This window comes from Geodermatophilus obscurus DSM 43160, from assembly GCF_000025345.1.
Taxonomy (GTDB): domain Bacteria; phylum Actinomycetota; class Actinomycetes; order Mycobacteriales; family Geodermatophilaceae; genus Geodermatophilus; species Geodermatophilus obscurus.
In genome coordinates this window covers 4,963,388-4,983,149 of sequence record NC_013757.1, presented here as the reverse complement: position 1 = coordinate 4,983,149, position 19,762 = coordinate 4,963,388, and the positions used below count along the sequence as shown (strand labels likewise).

At 73.9% G+C, this 19,762-nt stretch carries 20 protein-coding genes; 14 read left to right on the top strand and 6 right to left on the bottom strand.

Going from position 1 to position 19,762, the window contains the following annotated elements:
* Positions 1–98: 98 nt before the first annotated feature.
* The 8 genes from purB to GOBS_RS23335 all read left to right on the top strand — a co-directional run bounded on the left by purB (position 99) and on the right by GOBS_RS23335 (position 7,848).
* The gene (gene purB / locus GOBS_RS23370; protein WP_012950733.1) at positions 99–1,406 is read left to right on the top strand and encodes an adenylosuccinate lyase; all 1,308 of its coding nucleotides are present in this window, start codon (positions 99–101) and stop codon (positions 1,404–1,406) included.
* Entirely contained in the window at positions 1,403–2,266 is an 864-nt protein-coding gene (locus GOBS_RS23365; RefSeq protein WP_012950732.1) for a phosphoribosylaminoimidazolesuccinocarboxamide synthase, read from the top strand. The genes purB and GOBS_RS23365 overlap by 4 nt, the downstream gene beginning before the upstream one ends.
* A gap of 1 nt (position 2,267) precedes the next feature.
* Positions 2,268–3,020, top strand: a complete 753-nt coding sequence (locus tag GOBS_RS23360) for an alpha/beta fold hydrolase (protein WP_012950731.1) — start codon at positions 2,268–2,270, stop codon at positions 3,018–3,020.
* 220 nt (positions 3,021–3,240) lie between these two features.
* Complete coding sequence (locus GOBS_RS23355; protein WP_012950730.1) at positions 3,241–4,020, top strand: endonuclease domain-containing protein; 780 nt, start codon at positions 3,241–3,243, stop codon at positions 4,018–4,020.
* A gap of 148 nt (positions 4,021–4,168) precedes the next feature.
* Positions 4,169–4,408 carry a phosphoribosylformylglycinamidine synthase subunit PurS gene (gene purS / locus GOBS_RS23350; RefSeq protein WP_012950729.1) on the top strand — a complete coding sequence of 80 codons (240 nt, stop codon included), beginning with the start codon at positions 4,169–4,171 and terminating at the stop codon, positions 4,406–4,408.
* Positions 4,409–4,421: 13 nt separating this feature from the next.
* Positions 4,422–5,093: a phosphoribosylformylglycinamidine synthase subunit PurQ gene (gene purQ, locus GOBS_RS23345; RefSeq protein WP_012950728.1), complete on the top strand. Its 672-nt coding sequence runs from the start codon at positions 4,422–4,424 to the stop codon at positions 5,091–5,093.
* Positions 5,090–7,468 (top strand): phosphoribosylformylglycinamidine synthase subunit PurL, encoded by a 2,379-nt coding sequence (gene purL / locus GOBS_RS23340; protein WP_012950727.1) that lies wholly within the window; start codon positions 5,090–5,092, stop codon positions 7,466–7,468. The genes purQ and purL overlap by 4 nt, the downstream gene beginning before the upstream one ends.
* Positions 7,468–7,848, top strand: coding sequence for a sterol carrier family protein (locus GOBS_RS23335; protein WP_012950726.1), 381 nt, complete (start codon positions 7,468–7,470; stop codon positions 7,846–7,848). Before purL ends, GOBS_RS23335 begins: the two co-directional genes overlap by 1 nt.
* Positions 7,849–7,988: 140 nt before the next feature.
* Here the strand turns inward: GOBS_RS23335 and GOBS_RS27850 are convergent, their stop codons facing one another.
* Both GOBS_RS27850 and GOBS_RS23330 read right to left on the bottom strand, forming a co-directional pair.
* Entirely contained in the window at positions 7,989–8,132 is a 144-nt protein-coding gene (locus tag GOBS_RS27850) for an MFS transporter small subunit (protein WP_012950725.1), read from the bottom strand.
* Positions 8,129–9,544 (bottom strand): OFA family MFS transporter, encoded by a 1,416-nt coding sequence (locus GOBS_RS23330; protein ID WP_012950724.1) that lies wholly within the window; start codon positions 9,542–9,544, stop codon positions 8,129–8,131. Before GOBS_RS23330 ends, GOBS_RS27850 begins: the two co-directional genes overlap by 4 nt.
* 221 nt (positions 9,545–9,765) lie before the next feature.
* On the opposite strand from GOBS_RS23330, the gene GOBS_RS23325 reads away from it, so the two are divergent.
* Together GOBS_RS23325 and GOBS_RS23320 are read left to right on the top strand one after the other, a co-directional pair.
* The gene (locus tag GOBS_RS23325) at positions 9,766–10,854 is read left to right on the top strand and encodes an S-(hydroxymethyl)mycothiol dehydrogenase (protein WP_012950723.1); all 1,089 of its coding nucleotides are present in this window, start codon (positions 9,766–9,768) and stop codon (positions 10,852–10,854) included.
* Positions 10,851–11,459: an MBL fold metallo-hydrolase gene (locus GOBS_RS23320; RefSeq protein ID WP_012950722.1), complete on the top strand. Its 609-nt coding sequence runs from the start codon at positions 10,851–10,853 to the stop codon at positions 11,457–11,459. Before GOBS_RS23325 ends, GOBS_RS23320 begins: the two co-directional genes overlap by 4 nt.
* Here GOBS_RS23320 and GOBS_RS23315 read toward each other — a convergent pair.
* Positions 11,443–12,102, bottom strand: coding sequence for a DUF5701 family protein (locus tag GOBS_RS23315; protein ID WP_012950721.1), 660 nt, complete (start codon positions 12,100–12,102; stop codon positions 11,443–11,445). The two genes, GOBS_RS23320 and GOBS_RS23315, sit on opposite strands and share 17 nt — an antisense overlap.
* A 176-nt stretch (positions 12,103–12,278) precedes the next feature.
* Here GOBS_RS23315 and purF point away from each other — a divergent pair, with 176 nt between their 5' ends.
* Both purF and purM read left to right on the top strand, forming a co-directional pair.
* The gene (purF, locus tag GOBS_RS23310; protein ID WP_012950720.1) at positions 12,279–13,817 is read left to right on the top strand and encodes an amidophosphoribosyltransferase; all 1,539 of its coding nucleotides are present in this window, start codon (positions 12,279–12,281) and stop codon (positions 13,815–13,817) included.
* Between the two features lie 92 nt (positions 13,818–13,909).
* Positions 13,910–14,965 carry a phosphoribosylformylglycinamidine cyclo-ligase gene (gene purM, locus GOBS_RS23305; protein ID WP_012950719.1) on the top strand — a complete coding sequence of 352 codons (1,056 nt, stop codon included), beginning with the start codon at positions 13,910–13,912 and terminating at the stop codon, positions 14,963–14,965.
* 187 nt (positions 14,966–15,152) lie between these two features.
* On the opposite strand, the gene GOBS_RS23300 is transcribed toward purM, so the two are convergent.
* On the bottom strand, positions 15,153–15,374 hold the full coding sequence (locus GOBS_RS23300) for a DUF3073 domain-containing protein (protein ID WP_012950718.1): 222 nt from the start codon (positions 15,372–15,374) through the stop codon (positions 15,153–15,155).
* 214 nt (positions 15,375–15,588) lie between these two features.
* On the bottom strand, positions 15,589–15,753 hold the full coding sequence (locus tag GOBS_RS27845; RefSeq protein WP_166487229.1) for a hypothetical protein: 165 nt from the start codon (positions 15,751–15,753) through the stop codon (positions 15,589–15,591).
* Positions 15,754–15,895: 142 nt separating this feature from the next.
* Here GOBS_RS27845 and GOBS_RS25840 point away from each other — a divergent pair, with 142 nt between their 5' ends.
* Positions 15,896–16,927 carry a DUF1996 domain-containing protein gene (locus GOBS_RS25840; RefSeq protein WP_049788481.1) on the top strand — a complete coding sequence of 344 codons (1,032 nt, stop codon included), beginning with the start codon at positions 15,896–15,898 and terminating at the stop codon, positions 16,925–16,927.
* Between the two features lie 22 nt (positions 16,928–16,949).
* On the opposite strand, the gene GOBS_RS23290 is transcribed toward GOBS_RS25840, so the two are convergent.
* On the bottom strand, positions 16,950–18,020 hold the full coding sequence (locus tag GOBS_RS23290; protein WP_012950716.1) for a Leu/Phe/Val dehydrogenase: 1,071 nt from the start codon (positions 18,018–18,020) through the stop codon (positions 16,950–16,952).
* Positions 18,021–18,331: 311 nt separating this feature from the next.
* Between GOBS_RS23290 and GOBS_RS23285 the strand changes: the two genes are divergently transcribed.
* Positions 18,332–19,708 carry a M23 family metallopeptidase gene (locus GOBS_RS23285; protein WP_012950715.1) on the top strand — a complete coding sequence of 459 codons (1,377 nt, stop codon included), beginning with the start codon at positions 18,332–18,334 and terminating at the stop codon, positions 19,706–19,708.
* Positions 19,709–19,762: the final 54 nt, after the last annotated feature.

The following is a 19,762-nucleotide window of genomic DNA, read 5'->3' as shown; positions in this document are numbered from 1 at the left end:
TCCTCCGGCGAGCAGTAGGGGCCGTCACCGACAGCATCTCGCCTGCGGGAGACTGGGGGCGTGGTGCGACGAGCGGACGAGTGGCGGGCGGTACCCGGATGATCGAGCGGTACACCCTGCCCGAGATGGGCCGGGTCTGGAGCGACCAGCACAAGTACGAGCTGTGGTGCCGGGTCGAGACGCTCGTCCTCGAGGCGCACGCCGCGGCCGGGCGGGTGCCCGCCGAGGTGGTGCAGCCCGTGCGCGACGCGCCGCCGCCCCTGCCTGCGCGGGTCGCGGAGATCGAGGAGACGACGCAGCACGACGTCATCGCCTTCCTCACCGCGTGGGCCGACAACACCGAGCCCCGGTCGGCCGCCGCGTACGTGCACCACGGCATGACGTCGTCGGACCTGCTCGACACCGCGCTGGCCGTGCAGCTGACCGAGGCCACCGACCTGCTGCTGGCCCGCCTCGACCGGCTGGTGGCGGCGCTGCGCGACCACGGGCTGGCCCACCGCGACACGATCCGGGTCGGCCGCACGCACGGCGTGCACGCCGAGCCCGACGTGTGGGGCCACCGGGTCGCCGACCTCGCCTTCGCCGCCGCCCGGTCGCGGGACCGGCTGCGGGCCGCGCGCGAGCGGGTCGGCGTCGTCGCCATCTCCGGCGCGGTCGGCACGTACTCGCTGATCGACCCGTCGGTTGAGGTCACCGTCGCCGAGGCGCTGGACCTGCGGCCCGCCGACGCCTCCACCCAGGTGGTGCTGCGGGACTCGATCAGCGAGTGGGTCGCCGCCCTGGCGATCATCGCGACCGTCTGCGAGACGGTGGCCCTGGAGGTGCGGCACGGCCAGCGCACCGAGGTGCGCGAGCTGTCGGAGGCGTTCGGCTCGGGCCAGAAGGGCTCCAGCGCGATGCCGCACAAGAAGAACCCGATCCGTTCCGAGCGCATCGCCGGGCTGGCCCGCGTGGTCCGCGCCGCCGTCGTCCCGGTGATGGAGGGCATCCCGCTCTGGCACGAGCGCGACATCTCGCACTCCTCCACCGAGCGGGTGTTCCTGCCCGACGCGGCGATCACCACCGACTACCTGCTGCACCTGACCGCCGGTCTCGTGGAGAACCTGGTCGTGGACGCCGACCGGATGCGGGCCAACCTGGAGTCCACCGGCGGGCTCATCTACACGTCGTCGGTGCTGCTGGAGCTGGTCGAGGGCGGGGCCTCGCGGGAGGACGCCTACGCGCTCGTCCAGTCCGCGGCGATGGAGACGTGGAACAGCGGGACGCCGTTCCGCGAGACGCTGCGGGTCCGCGCGAAGGACGCCGGGGTCGAGCTCGACGAGGCGCGGCTGGACGAGATCTGCCGGCCTGAGCGGTACGTGGCCAACCTGGGCCCGCTGTTCGACCGGCTGGCCGCGCTGTCGTGAGCCTCGCGCTCCCCCTCGTCGCGCGGGGCAAGGTCCGCGAGGTCTACGACGCCGGCGAGGACCGCCTGCTGCTCGTCGCCTCCGACCGGATCTCTGCCTACGACCACGTGCTGCCCACGCCGATCCCCGACAAGGGGCGGGTGCTCACCCAGCTGTCGGTGTGGTGGTTCGACCAGCTCGCGCCGGTGCTGGCGTCCTCCGGCGCGAGCCACCACCTGCTCTCGGCGTCCGACGTGCCGGCACCCGTCGCCGGGCGGGCCATGCTCGTGCGCCGGCTGGAGATGCTGCCGGTGGAGTGCGTGGCCCGGGGCTACCTGTCCGGCTCGGGCACGGTCGAGTACCAGCGGACCGGGTCCATCCGCGACGTCCCGCTGCCGGCCGGCCTGGTGGAGGGCTCCGAGCTGCCCGAGCCGGTGTTCACGCCGTCCACCAAGGCCGAGCAGGGCGAGCACGACGAGGCGATCGACTTCGCGGCGGTGGTCGCTGCGGTCGGGTCCGAGCGGGCCGAGCAGCTGCGCGAGCTGACGCTGGCGCTGTACCGGCGGGGCGCGGAGATCGCCCTGGACGCCGGCATCGTGCTGGCCGACACCAAGTTCGAGTTCGGCCTGGGTCCGGACGGCGGGCTGGTGCTGGGCGACGAGGTGCTCACGCCGGATTCCTCGCGCTTCTGGCCGGCCACGCTGTGGTCGCCCGGCGGCGTCCAGCCCTCGTACGACAAGCAGTACGTCCGCGACTGGCTGACGTCGTCCGGGTGGGACCGCGTCTCCCCGCCGCCGGAGCTGCCCGCCGACGTGGTGGAGGCGACCCGCGAGCGCTACGTGACCGCCTACGAGCGCCTGACCGGTACTGCGTTCCGCTGACGTGTCGGGCATCGTCCACCGCTCCGGCGGCTCGGGAGACCACCTGCTGCTCCTGCTGCACGGCCTGGGGGCCACGGGCGCGGTGTGGGACCGGCTGCTGCCGCTGGTCGAGCGCTCCTGGCCGGGTCCGTGGGCGGTACTGGACCTGCGCGGCCACGGCCGGTCGGTCGCCGGGCCGCCGTACGGGTACGCGGTGCACGCGGCCGACGCGGCCTCCCTGGTGGCCGGGTCGGGAGCGGCGCAGGTCACCGTGCTCGGCCACTCGTTCGGCGGCGTGGTCGGTGCGGTGCTCGCCGGCGGCTGGTACGGGGTGCAGGTGGAGCGGGTCGTCGCCGTCGGGGTCAAGATCGACTGGACCGACGACGAGGTGGCCCGGGCCCGGTCGCTGGCGGCCCGCCCGCCGCAGGTGTTCGCGACCGCCGCGGAGGCCGCGGACCGGCACCTGCGGCTGGCCGGGCTGACCGGGCTCGTGGACCCGTCCTCCGCGGTGGCCGCCGCGGGCGTCCGCGAGGTGGACGGCGGCTTCGTCGCCGCGCTCGACCCGCGAGCGTTCGGTGCCGTCGGCCCGCCGGTCGAGGAGGTCCTGTCGCGTGCGGTGGCGCCACTGCGCCTGGCGGCCGGCGCGGCGGACCCGATGGTGGGCCTCGACGCGATGCGGCGCGTGGACCCGGAGGCGGTGCTCATCGAGGGCGCCGGCCACAACGCCCACTGGGAGGCCCCCGAGGCGGTGTGGTCCCTGGTCAGCGGCGGCTGAGCTTGCGCGAGATCTGCACAGTGGCGCCCTTCACGACGCTGATGACCGCCACTGTGCAGATCTCGCGGCGGGCTGTGGACAGCGTGAGCGAGGCGGACGGGAGATCGGCCAGGGTGCCCCGGTGCCCGCTCGCCGTACCCGTTCCCACCTGACCGGCCCAGCGACTCGAGCGACCGCACGGACGGCAGGCATCACGGGCTCCCAGCTGCGCCACCGTGACGTGATCCGACTGTCCCGCGACACCTACCTGCCACGAGCTGTGGCCGGTGTCCTCGGCGCCAGGGTCGAGGCCGTCCTGCTCACCGCGCCGGATCGAGCGGTCATCAGCCACGCGACGGCTGCCGGCCTGTGGGGTCTGGCGATCCCACTGCAACGGGAGGATCCGCGGGTCCACCTGACCGTCGCCACCGGCTCCTCCGTCCGTGGGCGCCGCGACCGGGTCGTCCACCGCACGCCACTGACCGACGGCGACGTGACCACGCGGGACGGGTTTCCCGTGACCACACCGGAGCGGACGTGGCGTGACCTGGCTGCGCTGCTGGAACCGGCCGCGCTGCTGGCCGTCACCGATCAGCTGCTGGCCCGCTGGTGTGGCCGTCCGGACCTCGGGACGCAACTGACCCGCCGGCCGGCCGGCCGCGGCTCCGCGCGAGCTCGTGCGGTGTTGCCCGTGGCAGACCCGCGTGCTGAGTCACCGATGGAGTCCGTGCTGCGCTGGCTCCTCCACGAGGCCGGCCTGCCCGCGCCGGAGTTGCAGTACGTCGTCCGGGACGACGCAGGTGGGTTCCTCGGCCGAGCTGATCTCGCCTGGCCGGATCAGAAGGTGCTCGTCGAGTTCGACGGCGACGTCCACCGCGAGCGCCACGTGTTCATCGACGACCTGCGCCGGCAGAACCGCCTCGTTGCGGCGGGGTGGACGGTGTTGCGGTTCACCTCCGCCGACGTCCTGGGGCGGGCGCACGAGGTCGTCGTCCAGATCCGTCGCGCGCTCGGTCGGTGAGATCTGCACAGTGGTCGCCATCGGGGCCCTGAAGAGCGCCACTGTGCAGATCTCGCGGGCGGCGCCGCGAGCAACGGACGGGCGGGGCGAGACCAGGGTCACCGGCGCTCCGGCCAGTGGTCCGCGCCACCCCGGTACCCTCGTCCGCGTGCCTCGGGTGGTCGTCGACGTCGTGCTGAAGCCGGAGATCTCCGACCCGCAGGGTCAGGCGGTGCTGGGAGCGCTGGGCCGGCTGGGCCACGACGGCGTCCGCAGCGTGCGCCAGGGCAAGCACTTCGTCCTCGAGGTCGACGGCACGCCCGACCGGGCCGAGCTCGAGCGGATCGCCGAGACGCTGCTGGCCAACCCGGTCATCGAGGACGTCGAGCTCCACCTCCCGACCGACTGAGGAGACCCCCACCGTGCGCATCGGTGTCATCACCTTCCCGGGCTCCCTGGACGACGTCGACGCCGCACGCGCGGTGCGGCTGGCCGGCGCCGAGCCCGTCGCCCTCTGGCACGCCGAGCACGACCTCAAGGACGTCGACGCCGTCGTCCTGCCCGGCGGCTTCTCCTACGGCGACTACCTGCGGGCCGGCGCCATCGCCGCCCGCGCGCCACTGGTGCAGGACGTCGTCGACCGCGCCCGCCGGGGCATGCCGGTGCTCGGCATCTGCAACGGCTTCCAGGTGCTCTGCGAGGCGGGCCTGCTGCCCGGCGCGCTCACCCGCAACGGCCACCTGCACTTCCGCAACCGCGACCAGGCGCTGCGCATCGAGCGCAGCGACACCGCCTGGACGCAGGACTACGCGGCCGGCCAGCGGATCATCGTCCCGGTCAAGAACGGCGAGGGCCGCTACGTGGCCGCGCCGGCGGACCTCGACCGCATCGAGGGCGAGGGGCGGGTCGTCGTCCGCTACGTCGAGGGCAACCCCAATGGGTCGATGCGCGACATCGCCGGGGTGACCAGCGAGGACGGCCGTGCCGTCGGCCTCATGCCGCACCCCGAGCACGCCGTCGAGGACCTCACCGGGCCGTCCACCGACGGGCTGGGCTTCTTCACCTCCGTGCTGAGGGCGGTCGTCGCAGCGTGACCCAGGACAGCGCGACCCAGGACAGCGCGACCCAGGGGCTGAGCGACCTCGACACCGGGCCCGGCCCGCTGCAGCACCGACTCGACACGGTCGAGCTCGCGGCGCGGACGGCCGACGTCGAGCAGCCCTACAGCGAGCTGGGCCTGAAGTCCGACGAGTACGCCCGCATCACCGACATCCTCGGCCGCCGGCCGACCACCGCCGAGCTGGCCATGTACTCGGTCATGTGGAGCGAGCACTGCTCCTACAAGTCCAGCAAGGCGCACCTGCGCCGCTTCGGCGACCTGCCGCGCAGCGAGGCGCTGCTGGTCGGCATCGGCGAGAACGCCGGCGTGGTCGACGTGGGCGACGGCTACGCGGTCACCTTCAAGGTCGAGTCGCACAACCACCCCAGCTACGTCGAGCCCTACCAGGGCGCGGCCACCGGCGTCGGCGGCATCGTGCGCGACATCCTCACCATGGGCGCCCGCCCGGTCGCCGTCATGGACTCGCTGCGCTTCGGCCGCGCCGACGCCCCCGACACTGCCCGCGTGCTGCCCGGCGTCGTCGCCGGGGTCGGCGGCTACGGCAACTGCCTGGGCCTGCCCAACATCGGCGGCGAGCTGCTGTTCGACGAGTGCTACGCGGGCAACCCGCTGGTCAACGCGCTGTGCGTCGGCGTCATGAGGCACGAGGACGTGCGGCTGGCCAAGGCCGAGGGCGTCGGCAACAAGGTCATCCTGTTCGGCGCCCGGACCGGTGGCGACGGCATCGGCGGCGTGAGCGTGCTGGCCAGCGAGACCTTCGACGCCGAGGGCCCGGCCAAGCGGCCCAGCGTGCAGGTCGGCGACCCGTTCACCGAGAAGCTGCTCATCGAGGCCTGCCTGGAGATCTTCCGCGAGGACCTCGTCACCGGCATTCAGGACCTCGGCGGCGCCGGGCTGTCCTGCGCGACGTCCGAGCTCGCCAGCGCGGGCACCGGCGGCATGCACATCGACCTGGACGCCGTCCCGCTCCGCGACTCCACGCTCACCCCGGCCGAGATCCTGATGAGCGAGTCGCAGGAGCGCATGTGCGCGATCGTCAGACCGGACGAGGTCGACGCCTTCCTCGCCGTCTGCCGCAAGTGGGACGTGCTGGCCACCGTCATCGGTGAGGTGACCGACGGCGACCGGCTGACCGTCGACTGGCACGGCGAGCGCATCGTCGACGTCCCGCCGCGCACGGTCGCCCACGAGGGCCCGGTCTACGACCGGCCGATGCAGCGCCCGGCCGACCTCGACGACCTGCAGGCCGACGACCCGGCCGCCCTGCCCCGCCCGGCGACGCCGGAGGAGCTGGCCGCGCACTGGCTGGCGGTCCTCAGCAGTCCGGACGGCGCGGACAAGACCTGGGTCACCGAGCAGTACGACCGCTACGTCCGCGGCAACACCGTGCTCGCCCAGCCCGACGATGCGGGCGTGGTCCGCATCGACGAGGAGACCCACCGCGGCATCGCGCTCTCCCTCGACGGCAACGGTCGCTACGCCCGGCTGGACCCCTACACCGGTGCGCAGCTCAACCTCGCCGAGGCCTACCGCAACGTGGCGGTGAGCGGGGCGCGACCGCTCGCCGTCACCAACTGCCTGAACTTCGGCTCCCCGGAGGAGCCCGAGGTCATGTGGCAGTTCGCCGAGGCGGTGCGCGGCCTGGCCGACGCCTGCCGCGACCTCGGCCTGCCGGTCACCGGCGGCAACGTCAGCCTCTACAACCAGACCGGCGACGTCGCGATCAACCCGACGCCGGTCATCGGCGTCCTGGGCGTGCACGAGGACGTCCGCACCCGGGTGCCGACCGGCTGGCGGACGGCGGGGGAGACGGTTCTGGTGCTCGGCACCACCCGGCCCGAGTTCGGCGGTTCCGCCTGGGCCTCGGTCGCGCACGGCCACCTCGGCGGCCGTCCGCCGGCGGTCGACCTCGAGGCCGAGCGGTCGCTGGGCGAGGTGCTGGCCGCGCTGGGACGCGAGGGCCTGGTCACCTCCGCGCACGACCTGGCCGACGGCGGCCTGGCGCAGGCCCTGGCCGAGTCCGCGCTGCGCCACGGCACCGGCGCCCGGCTCCGGGTGGGCGGGCAGGACGCCGACGAGGACCCCTTCACCGCGCTGTTCAGCGAGTCGACCGCGCGCGCCGTGGTCACCACGACCGACCCGGAGGCGGTGCGCACCACCGCCGAGTGGGCCGGCGTCCCGGTCACCGAGTTGGGGACGACGGGCGGCGACGTGCTGGCCGTCGAGGGCGTGGCCGAACTGCCGCTGGCCGAGCTGTGGGCCGCCTGGAGCGCGACGCTGCCGGCCCTGTTCGGCACCCCGGAGGCGACCGTGGGCAGCGTTCCGGCAGGGGCCGTCCCGACCAGCTGATGCCGGCCCAGCCGATCCCCGCCGAGGAGCTGCGCTCCGCCGTCGGCCCGGTGCGGGCCTGGCTGGCGGGGGAGGCCGAGCAGCCCCCGCGGGCGGTGCTCGGCGCCGCGGTGAAGACGACGGCGCGCTGGCTGGCCCAGCAGGTGCCCGGCCGGTCGGTCGAGCTGCGGGTGCCGCCGCACGTCGCCGTCCAGCTGGTGCCCGGTCCCCGGCACACCCGTGGGACGCCGCCCAACGTCGTGGAGACCGACGCCGCCACCTGGCTGCGGCTGGCGACCGGCGAGCTCGCCTGGGACGACGCGGTGGCGGAGGGGCGGGTCAGCGCCAGCGGCAACCGCGCCGACCTGTCCGCCCACCTGCCGCTGTCCCCACTGAGGTGACCTCGCCGCGATGCTCGGCGGGTGGTCGCCCGACACGCCGTTCGGGGCAGCCGGACGCCGATGGTCACGGCCGGAACAGCACAGCGCCCCCGGCCCGGATGAAACCGGGACGGGGGCGCTGTGCGTGCGTGGTGCGGGGCTCAGCCGCCGAACAGCTGGCTGGCCGCCTTGACCGTGTTGTAGAGCCCGTAGGCCAGCGGGACGCCGACCAGGGTCCAGGCGAAGGCGATCAGGGCCGCCGGGGTGTGCGTGGGCTGCCGGTCGTCGGTGACGGGGTGGCTCATCGGGCGGCGCTCCTCTCCGGGTTGGCGCGGGCGGTGGCGGGGGTGGTGGTCTGCGGCTCGTACCACTTGCTGGCCACGGGACGGACCAGCAGGTTGGCGACGAAGCCGATGGCGAGCAGGCCGACCATGATGAACAGCGCCGGGCGGTAGTTCGCCGCGACCAGCTGGCCGGGGGTGCCCTGGGTGTCCAGGACGCCGTTGATGATCAGCGGGCCGGCGACACCGGCGGCCGACCAGGCGGTCAGCAGCCGGCCGTGGATGGCGCCCACCTGGTAGGTGCCGAACAGGTCGCGCAGGTAGGCCGGGATCGTGGCGAAGCCGCCGCCGTAGAAGCTGATGATGATCGCGGCGGTCAGGACGAAGATCCAGGTCGCGGTGCTGCCGAGGGTGGCCAGGATGACGTACAGGACGATGCCGACGCCCAGGTAGACCATGTAGATCGGCTTGCGGCCGATGTAGTCCGAGGTCGAGGACCACACGAACCGGCCGCCCATGTTGAACAGCGACAGCAGGCCGACGAAACCGGCGGCCGTGGCAGCGGCGACCGTGGAGGTCTCCCCGTTGCGGAAGAAGTCCTGGATCATCGGCGCGGCCTGCTCGAGGATGCCGATGCCCGCGGTGACGTTGCAGAAGAGCACCGTCCACAGCAGCCAGAACTGCGGCGTCTTGATCGCGTTGTTCGCCGAGACGCTCTCCGTGGTGACCAGGGCCTTCCTCTTCACCGACGCCGGGTCGAAGCCGGCCGGGCGCCAGTCGTTGGCCGGCACGCGCACGATGAAGGCGCCGAACATCATGAAGACCAGATAGACCGCGGCCAGCGTGAAGAACAGCGCCGCGACTGCCTCGCCGTTGGGCACGGTGCCCGCGGTGCCGTCGTAGGCCGGGTCGTAGTAGTTCATCAGCTGGCGCGACAGCGGCGAGGCGATCAGCGCGCCGCCACCGAAGCCCATGATCGCCATGCCGGTGGCCAGACCCGGGCGGTCCGGGAACCACTTGATCAGCGTGGAGACCGGCGAGATGTAGCCGATGCCCAGGCCGATGCCGCCGAGGACGCCGTACCCGAGGTACAGCAGCCACAGCTGGCCGGTCTCGATGCCCAGGCCGCCGACGAGGAAGCCGGTCACCCAGAAGACGGCGGAGGTGAACATCGCCGCCCGGGGACCGTTGCGGTCCACCCAGGTGCCGAACAGGGCGGCGGAGACGCCGAGCATGACGATCGCGATCGAGAAGATGATCCCGATCGCGGTCAGGCTCGTGTCGAAGTGCTCGACCAGGGCGGTCTTGTACACACTGGTCGCGTACGCCTGGCCGATGCACAGGTGCACGGCGAGCGCTGCCGGCGGGATCAACCAGCGGTTGAAGCCGGGACGGGCCACGATGCGTTCTCGGGCCAGGAAACTCGGTACTGCCACGGGACGGACCTCCGGAGGACATCGGTCGGGGGATCCCCCGCCGGAACGGGTCTGTGCCAGACGTCACCGACCCGCGGGAACGCTACGTCGCCGCTGTACGTACCGCGAAACGGAGGAGCCGAGTCATCGCTGTTCGCAACCCGATCGTTGTCGACGGAACGACCGGATCGCGCGTGCGGGACCCCGGACCGCGGCCGCGCCTGCCGGAATAGGCTCCCGCCATGGCCTACGAGGTGAAGGGCGTCGTCGCCCGCAGCAAGGGTGCTCCGGTGACCGTCGAGACGGTGATCGTCCCCGACCCCGGTCCCGGGGAGGCGGTCGTGGACATCCAGGCGTGCGGGGTGTGCCACACCGACCTGCACTACCGCGAGGGCGGCATCAACGACGAGTACCCGTTCCTGCTCGGCCACGAGGCCGCCGGCACCGTGGCCGCGGTCGGTGCGGGGGTCACCAACGTCGCCGTGGGCGACTTCGTGATCCTGAACTGGCGGGCGGTGTGCGGGCAGTGCCGGGCGTGTGCCAAGGGCGAGCTGCAGTACTGCTTCGCCACCCACAACGCCGCGCAGAAGATGACCCTGGCCGACGGCACCGAGCTGTCCCCGGCGCTGGGCATCGGCGCGTTCACCGAGAAGACGCTGGTGCACTCCGGGCAGTGCACCAAGGTCGACCCCGCCGTCCCGGCCACCGCCGCCGGCCTGCTGGGCTGCGGGGTGATGGCCGGCGTGGGCGCGGCGATCAACACCGGCGCGGTCAAGCGCGGGGAGTCGGTGGCGGTGTTCGGCTGCGGCGGGGTGGGGGACGCCGCGATCGCCGGCGCGAAGCTGGCCGGAGCGACCACGATCATCGCCGTCGACATCGACGACCGGAAGCTGGAGTGGGCCCGGCAGTTCGGTGCCACCCACACCGTGAACTCCAAGCAGACCGACGCGGTCGACGCGATCAAGGGCGCCACCGGCGGCTTCGGTGTGGACGTCGCGATCGACGCGGTGGGCCACCCGGCGGTGTTCGAGCAGGCCTTCTACGCCCGCGACCTGGCCGGCCGGGTGGTGCTGGTCGGCGTCCCGACCCCGGACATGACGATCACGCTGCCGCTGATCGAGGTGTTCGGCCGGGGCGGGGCGATCAAGTCCTCCTGGTACGGCGACTGCCTGCCCAGCCGGGACTTCCCGATGCTGGTCGACCTGTACCTGCAGGGCCGCTTCCCGCTGGACGACTTCGTCAGCGAGACGATCGGCATCGACGACGTCGAGTCGGCCTTCGAGAAGATGCACTCCGGCGACGTCCTGCGGTCGGTCGTGGTCTTCAAGTGACGGCCCGCATCGACAAGACGGTCGTCTCCGGCGTCTTCAGCCTCGACGGGCAGGACTTCGACGTCGACAACAACGTCTGGCTGGTCGGCGACGACACCGAGGTGCTGGTCATCGACGCACCGCACGACGCCGCCCCGATCCTCGAGGCGGTCGGCGGCCGCCGGGTCACCGCCATCGTGCTCACCCACGGGCACAACGACCACATCACCGCCGCGGTCGACCTGCGCGAGGCCACCGGGGCGCCGATCTGGTTCCACCCGGCCGACCGGATGCTGTGGGACGTCGTCCACCCGGACGCCGCACCGGACGAGGAGCTGGCCGAGGGCACCCGGTTGACCGTCGCCGGCACCACGCTGACCGCGCTGCACACCCCCGGCCACTCACCGGGCAGCACCTGCCTGCACGCCCCGGACCTGGCCACCGTGTTCACCGGCGACACCCTGTTCCACGGCGGCCCCGGCGCCACCGGGCGCTCCTACAGCGACCACCCGACGATCCTGAACTCGATCCGGTCGCGGCTGCTGACGCTGCACGGCGACACCGTGGTGAAGACCGGCCACGGCGACGACACGACGATCTCGGCGGAGCTCAGTTCCGTGAAGTGAGCGGTCCGGCGACCGGCACCCGTCGCCGGGCCGATGCGAAGCCCAGCCACGTGTGCCGGTTACCGGCCCAGCACCAGCCGACCTTGGGTGCGTCCCGGCGCTCGCGGCCGTCGCGGCCGGTCCCGTTGCTGATCCACAGGGCCGGGGTGCGGGCGTCGAGGGCGCCGCTGGGCCGGCGCAGCCGCGACCCAATGGTCATGAAGCACCGGTTCCGCTCCAGGACGCCGGGGCACTGCAGCAGCCAGTGCACGCCCTCGGCGAGGGTGAGCGGCGTGCGCCCCGCAGCGGTGATCGCCGGCAGCGCCTCGTCGGGGCTCCAGTTCGCCATGTCGTCGCCGCGCTGCAGGTCCTCGACCAGGTAGGCCGGCCCGTCCGGGACGGGAACGCCGTCCCGCGGGCCGAAGTCGTCGACGTCGGTCATGTCCGGGACGACGAAGCCCGGGCGGCCGCGGTACCGCAGCAGCGGCGCCAGCGCGGACACCGGCGCGAGCTCGGGCGAGACGACCAGCAGGGCGTCGCCGGCGCCCGCTGCCGCGTCGCGCAGCTCGGTGGGGGAGAGGCCGGCGACGTCGTGCACGCCGAGCGCCACCAGCCGCTCGGCCTGGGCGGTCGGGGTCGGGAGTGCGTCGAGGACGAGGGACACGGACGGACCTCCTGAGCGGCGGGCGACGGGCACCCAACGCGCCGGTCCGGCCCCGGGTTCCGCCCTCCTGCGACCGGTCCAGGACGCGCTGCTGAACTGCGCGGACCCGTGGGGAGGGTGTCCGCACTCACCCCACCGGCCCGGAGGAGCGACGTCCCCGCCGGTACCCTCGAACAGTGCCTCGCGGTGACGGACGGCTGACGCACGACCTCGACCCCCAGTCCCCCGGACCCCAGGACGCCTGCGGCGTCTTCGGTGTCTGGGCGCCGGGGGAGGAGGTCGCCAAGCTGACCTACTTCGGTCTCTACGCCCTGCAGCACCGCGGCCAGGAGGCGGCGGGCATCGCCGTCTCCGACGGCGCCTCGGTGGTCGTCTACAAGGACCTCGGGCTGGTCAGCCAGGTCTTCGACGAGGCCACCCTGGGCAGCCTGCGCGGCCACCTCGCCGTCGGGCACACCCGCTACTCCACGACCGGCGCGTCCACGTGGGAGAACGCCCAGCCGACCTTCCGGACGACGGAGGCCGGCACCGGGCTGGCGCTGTGCCACAACGGGAACCTGGTGAACACCGCCGAGCTGGCCAGCCGTGCCGCCGACGCCGGTGTGCCGGGCGCCTTCACCTCCACCACCGACTCCGACCTGGTGACGGCGCTGATCGCCGCCCGGCCGGACCTGTCGGTGGAGGCCGCCGCGATGGAGGTGCTGCCGCAGCTGCGCGGCGCCTTTAGCTTCACCTTCATGGACGAGCACACCCTCTACGCCGCCCGCGACCCGCAGGGCGTGCGGCCGCTGGTGCTGGGCCGGCTGGAGCGCGGCTGGGTGGTCGCCAGCGAGACGGCGGCCCTCGACATCGTCGGTGCCTCCGTCGTGCGCGAGGTCGAGCCCGGCGAGCTCATCGCCATCGACGAGGACGGCCTGCGCAGCCAGCACTTCGCCCCGGCCCAGCCCAAGGGCTGCGTCTTCGAGTACGTCTACCTGGCCCGGCCGGACACCACGATCAGCGGCCGCGGCGTGCACGCCGCCCGGGTGGAGATCGGCCGCCGGCTGGCCAGGGAGCACCCGGCCGACGCCGACCTGGTGATCTCCGTGCCGGAGTCGGGCACCCCGGCCGCCGTGGGCTACGCCGAGGCCTCCGGCATCCCCTACGGCATCGGCCTGGTGAAGAACTCCTACGTCGGGCGGACGTTCATCCAGCCCAGCCAGACCATCCGGCAGCTGGGCATCCGGCTCAAGCTCAACCCGCTGCGCGACGTCATCCGCGGCAAGCGGCTGGTCGTCGTCGACGACTCGATCGTGCGCGGCAACACCCAGCGGGCACTGATCCGGATGCTGCGCGAGTCCGGCGCGCTCGAGGTGCACGTGCGGATCTCCTCGCCGCCGGTCAAGTGGCCGTGCTTCTACGGCATCGACTTCGCCAGCCGGGCCGAGCTGATCGCCAACGGCCTCGACGTCGACGGCGTGCGGGCCTCGATCAACGCCGACTCGCTCGGCTACGTCTCCGAGCAGGGACTGATCGCGGCCACCGAGCAGCCGGTCAACCGGCTGTGCACCGCCTGCTTCACCGGCGAGTACCCGATCCCGCTCGCGGAGAGCGAGCTGCTCGGCAAGCACCTGCTCGAGGGCATCGAGCGGCGCGCCGTCACCGGCTGGACCGGGCAGCAGGCCGGCAGTGCCGCTGTGCCCGGCGGTGCGGACGACGCCCTCACCCGCCCGTGAGCGATCACGAGACCGCCGCCCGAGCGAGCACCGCCGCGGGCTGGGGGCACCTCCCGCTTGCGGGGGACAGCGAACGAGGGCGGGGTCGAGCCGTGGACACCGCGTTCACCTACGCCGCCTCCGGCGTCGACATCGACGCCGGTGAACGGGCCGTCACCCTCATGCGGACGGCGGTCGAGCGGACCAACCGCCCGGAGGTCGTGGGCGGTCTCGGCGGCTTCGCCGGGCTCTTCGCGCTCGACACGGCGAAGTACCGGAAGCCGCTGCTGGCCTCCTCCACCGACGGCGTCGGCACCAAGATCGCCCTGGCCCGCCAGCTGGACCGGCACGACAGCGTCGGCATCGACCTGGTCGCCATGGTCGTCGACGACCTGGTCGCCTGCGGGGCCGAGCCGCTGTTCCTGCAGGACTACGTCGCCTGCGGGCGCGTCGTCCCCGAGCGCATCGCCGCGATCGTCACCGGCATCGCGACCGGGTGCACGCTGGCCGGCGCCGCGCTGGTCGGCGGGGAGACCGCCGAGCACGGCGACCTCATGGCCCCCGACGACTACGACCTGGCCGCCACCGCCGTGGGCGTCGTGGAGGCCGACGCGGTGCTGGGGTCCGAGCGGGTCCGGGACGGCGACGTCGTCGTCGCGATGGCCTCGAGCGGCTTCCACTCCAACGGCTACTCGTTGGTGCGCCGCGTCGTCGCGGCCGCCGGGCTGGACCTGACCGCCACGCCCGCCGGGCTGGACCGCCCGCTGGGCGAGGTGCTGCTCGAGCCGACCCGCATCTACGCGCTGGACTGCCTGGCGCTGGTGCAGCGCTTCGGCCTCGAGGGCGTGCACGCCTACGCGCACATCACCGGCGGCGGGCTGGCCGGCAACACCGGCCGCGTCGTCCCCGACGGGCTGGAGGCCGTGCTGGACCGCGGCACCTGGGCGCTGCCGGCCGCGGTCTCGCTGCTCGAGGAGCACGGCGTGCCGCGCACGGAGTCCGAACGCGCGTTCAACTGCGGCGTCGGTATGGTCGCCGCCGTCGCCCCGGAAGTCGCAAGCGGCGTGGTCACCGCCCTCGGCGAGCGCGGCGTCCCCGCGTGGGTCGCCGGCACCGTGGGCGCCCGGACGGGCGCGGACGCGGCTCGGCTGGTCGGCAGCTACCGCTGAGAAAGGACCCCCTGCCCCCCACCGTTGAAGGACCCCGTCCTCCTCACCCCTCGCACGCTCGGGGCGAGCCTCGGGACGGGGCCAGCGGCGGGACCCTGCAGGGGGCCGGGCGCACGACGACACCGCAGCCCCCCGGAGGGGAGCCGCGGTGTCGCGCTGTGTTCAGTCCGCGCCGGTCAGGCGCTCGTCACCGACTGGTGGCCCAGTCGTCGTCCGAGTCGTCGTCCGCCCAGCGGTCGGCGTACTCGTCGTCCTCGTCGTCGTCCGTGCTCGCGCGGGACGGCGCGGTGTAGGACGACGGTGAACCGGCCAGCTCCCGCTGCAGCGCGGAGAGGTCGGTGTTCGGTGAGCTGTACTTGAGCTCACGGGCCACGCGTGTCTGCTTGGCCTTCGCTCGGCCGCGCCCCATCGGCTCGACCCCCTCGTTACGGAGTACGGGAGCCCAGCTCCGGGCTGGACGGCCCGCGTGGCGACCCCGACTGAGTGTCTCTGTCTCGACCGAGCTTACGACACGGATCGGCGACCGGCACGGGTCTCCCCCCGCTGTCGCCCGACCGGGGTGGGCTCGGCCCCGTCCAGGGCACCGGCCCGAGCTCGCGAGGGGGGGAGGACGGCGTCCTTCATCAGCGCGGGAGCCGGATGGTGGCCGGCCGGCCGACCGACGTCGTCCGCTCCTCGGCCAGCCGGTCGGCGGCCACGGCGGGGGAGACGCCGTCGGCGTCCGCGGCCCGGAAGACCCGCAGCACGAGCAGCGATCCAGTCAGGTCGGGGGTTGGCGCACCGCCCACGGCGGGTTGTCGGTGGCACCCTCGGTTGCGGGTCCGGCCGACCGGCGGGGCGCTGCGCTGGGTCGGGGAGCGGAGGGGAGTTGTTCCTGCGGAAGGTGCGCTCGGGGCTCGGTGACGGGGGCGGGCGGTGATGTGGGGTCGTGTGACTGCGTCGGTGGTAGCGGTGTTCGTGGTGGCGGCGGCGATGACTCCCGCCCCGGATGGGGCCGCCGTGCAGGCCGTGCCGGTGGACGTGCACTGGATCGTGGAGTGCGACCAGGTGGGCACGGCGCACATCGACCCGATCCTGAACCCGGGCGGGTCGTGGCCGCATCTGCACACGTTCGGAGGGAACCCGGCGGTGCACGCGTCGTCGACGGCCGGCCAGTTGTTCGCCGACGGCTCCGGGTGCAAGGACTCGGCGGACCGGTCGGCGTACTGGCAGCCGACGTTGGTGGATCAGGCCGGTGAGCCGGTGGTGCCGGAGTCGTTCCGCGCCTACTACCGGGCGGGTGAGGTGGACCCGCAGCTGATCGAGCCGGCGCCGTTCGGTCTGCGTCTGGTGGCGGGAGATCCGACGGCGACGTCGCGGCAGCCGCTCGACATCGACTACCTGTGCCTGGGGACGTCGGATGCGTTGGTGGAGTCCGTCCACGACACAGCGACCGACTGCGGTCCGGGGCGGTTCCTGCGGTCCGACGTCGAGTTCCCGCAGTGCTGGGACGGGGTGGACCTGTGGCTGGAGGGGGTGGCGCACATGGCGTATCCGCGGGGCGGCGAGTGCCCGGCGTCGCACCCGGTGGCGATCCCGCAGCTGTCGCTGGAATCCTCCTACCCGGAGGGGGCGACGTACGAGGGGATGGGGTTCGAGGGCGGGCTGTCGCCGTACGGGTTGCACGCGGACGCGATCCTGGCGTGGGACCCGGGGGAGATGGAGACGTTGGTGGAGGGGTGTCTGAACGCGGGCCGGTCGTGCCAGGACGTGACCGACGAGGTGCGGCCGTTCTCGGGTGCGGATGCGCGGGGGACATTGCCGCTGCCGGCGGAGCCCGACGCGCCGGCGGCCGGGTCGGCTCCGACGGGGCACGAGGAGCACCCGACCACCCCGGCCGGGTCGGCTCCGACGGGTGCGGCTGGGACTCCCGCCCCACGTGCTGCCGCCGAGGAGTCCACGGTGGAGGTCGGGACGCCGTGATCTGCGGTGGCCGACTGCCGCTTCACCGGCCGCGCGGGAGCCGGATGGTGGCCAGCCGGCCGACCGACGCCATCCGCTCCTCGGCCAGCCGGTCGGCGGCCACGGCGGGGGAGACGCCGTCGGCGTCCGCGGCCCGGAAGACCCGCAGCGCGACGTCGAAGATGCCGGCCGCCCGGGCCTCGGCGCGGTCGAAGGAGAACCCGTGCCGCTCGTCCTCGACCTGGATCACCCCGCCGGCGTTGACCAGGTAGTCCGGCGCGTAGAGGACCCCGCGGCGCATGAGCTCGGCGGCGATCCCCTCGTGCGCGAGCTGGTTGTTGGCCCCGCCGCAGACGATCTCGGCCTCCAGCACCCCCACCGTCTCGTCGTCCAGCGCCCGGCCGAGCGCGCAGGGGGCGTAGACGTCGGTGGGGGTCCGGACCAGCGTCGCGGTGTCGGCGACCGAGTCGACGGCCGGGTGGCGGGCCAGCACCCGCTCCACCGCACCCGCGTCGACGTCGGTGACCACCACGTCGGCGCCGTCCTCCACCAGCCGGTCGACCAGCCAGCTGCCGACCTTGCCGACCCCGGCGACACCGACGGTGCGCCCGGCCAGCGACGGCTTGCCCCAGCGGTGCTGCGCGGCCGCACGCATCCCCTGGAACACGCCGAACGCGGTGAGCACGGAGGAGTCCCCGCAGCCGCCGTACGCCAGCGACCGGCCGTGTGCGAAGCGGGTCTCCCGGGCGACGACGTCGAGGTCGGCGTTGTAGGTGCCGACGTCGCAGGCGGTCAGGTAGCGCCCGCCCAGGGACTCGACGAAGCGGCCGTAGGCGCGCAGCAGCGCCTCGGTCTTGTCGGTGTGCGGGTCGCCGATGATGACGGCCTTGCCGCCGCCCAGGTCCAGGCCGGCCAGGCTGTTCTTGTAGGACATCGCCCGGGACAGCGCGAGGGCGTCGGCGACCGCGGCGTCCTCGCTCGCGTACGGGTAGAAGCGGGTGCCCCCGAGCGCCGGCCCCAGCGCCGTGGAGTGGATGGCGATGACCGCCCGCAGCCCGGAGGTCGGGTCGGAGCAGAAGACGACCTGTTCGTGACCGGAGCCGAGTACGTCCACGACAGCGAGCCTAGGACGCCGCGGCTCGCACGACCGGGTGCCCGGGACGTCCGGCGCGGGACGCAGGCGGACATGGAACCGGGGCCGGGAGCCGACGTCGGCGAACGGGGTCGAGCAGAGCCCCCGCCCGAGAAAGGACGCGGCCAGCCCTCAAGGTCACCCGCACGGGTGACGAGAACAGGAGGGACAGGAGTGGGGCGAGTGCCCCGTGCGCACGGTGTGACAGCCGTGCCGCGTGGTGACTTCCGAGTCTGGCGTGACACTGTCACGCTGCGTCAGCCCCTCCGCACCCCTCTTCCCCAGGGAGCGACATGCTGCAGAGCCGTCCTCGCCGGCGCACGACCGGGACCGCCACGGTCCCGGTGTACCGCTCGCGGACGCGCCCCGGCGTGGTGCGCAGCCTGCTGGCCGGCGTCGTCGCCGGGACGGTGGTGCTGACCGGGGCGTCTCCCGCGAGCGCCGCTCCCGAGCCGCCGCCCAACCCCACCGACGAGCAGATCGGGCAGGCGCAGTCGGCGCAGGACGCTGCCGCCGCCGAGGTCGGCCGGATCGCCGCCCTCGTCGCCCAGGCCCAGTCCCAGCTCGAGGGCTACGCCGTCCAGGCCGAGGCCGCCGGCGCGGCCTACCTCGCCGCGGAGGAGGCCCTCCTCCAGGCGCAGGCCGAGGCCGAGCGGACGGCGCTGGAGCTGGAGGCCGCCACCGCGGCCGTGGAGGCGTCCCTCGGCCGCATCGCCGGCTTCTCCCGCGACAGCTACATGAGCGGCAACACGCTCTCCACCGCCGCGGCCCTCCTCGATGCCGACGGGCCGGCCGAGCTGATCGAGCGGGCTGCCATGCTCGAGTACGTCTCGGCCAACCAGCTCGACGTCCTCGGCCAGCTGGAGGTCGCCCAGGTCAAGCAGGCCAACGCCGACTCCGCGGCCCGCGCCGCCCGTGACAAGACCGCCGCGGCCGAGGCCGCCGCGGCCGCCGCCAAGGCCACCGCCGACCAGCAGCTGGCCGCCCAGCGCGCCGCCTACGACCGGGTCGCCGCGGAGAAGGCCGGCTACGACCGGCAGCTGCAGGCCGCCGAGATCGAGCTGCTGCGCCTGCAGGGCGCCCGCGACGCCTTCCAGGCCTGGCAGCAGCAGAAGGCCGCCGAGGAGGCCGCCGCCGCCGCGGCCGCCCGCCGGGCCGAGGAGGAGGCCGCCGCCGCGGCCGCCGCAGCCCGCGCCGCCGCCCGCAGCCAGGGCTCCGGGTCGAGCAGCAGCGGCTCCACCGGCGCCGGCAGCTCCGGCGGCTCGGGCCCCTACGTCAAGCCGACCTCGGGTCGCACCTCCAGCTGCTACGGCTTGCGCTGGGGCGCCCTGCACGGTGGCGTGGACATCGCCGCCCCGATCGGGACGCCGATCTACGCCGCGCACTCGGGCGTCGTCGCCCGGGCCGGGACCGCCACGGGCTTCGGCTACGCCGTCTACATCCGCGGCGACGACGGCGCGGTCACCGTCTACGGGCACGTCAACGAGTACTTCGTCCGCGCCGGCGAGCGGGTCGACGCCGGCGAGCGGATCGCCACGGTCGGCAACCGCGGCCAGTCGACCGGCCCGCACCTGCACTTCGAGGTGCACCCCGGCGGGGCGATGTACGGCGGCCAGGTCGACCCGGTGCCGTGGATGCGCGCCCGCGGCGTGTCCATCAGCGGCTGCTGAGGGAGGACCACCTGCGGCCCCTGGACGGGGCGCGGCCCGGCACCCCTCTGCGGG

Bases quoted from the DNA above. Each gene is read 5' to 3' on its own strand.
- GOBS_RS27850 (WP_012950725.1), bottom strand. From the start codon at position 8,132: ATGAGCCACCCCGTCACCGACGACCGGCAGCCCACGCACACCCCGGCG.
- GOBS_RS23300 (WP_012950718.1), bottom strand. From the start codon at position 15,374: ATGGGGCGCGGCCGAGCGAAGGCCAAGCAGACACGCGTGGCCCGTGAG.
- GOBS_RS23325 (WP_012950723.1), top strand. From the start codon at position 9,766: ATGGCCTACGAGGTGAAGGGCGTCGTCGCCCGCAGCAAGGGTGCTCCG.
- GOBS_RS23285 (WP_012950715.1), top strand. From the start codon at position 18,332: ATGCTGCAGAGCCGTCCTCGCCGGCGCACGACCGGGACCGCCACGGTC.
- purB (WP_012950733.1), top strand. From the start codon at position 99: ATGATCGAGCGGTACACCCTGCCCGAGATGGGCCGGGTCTGGAGCGAC.
- GOBS_RS23335 (WP_012950726.1), top strand. From the start codon at position 7,468: ATGCCGGCCCAGCCGATCCCCGCCGAGGAGCTGCGCTCCGCCGTCGGC.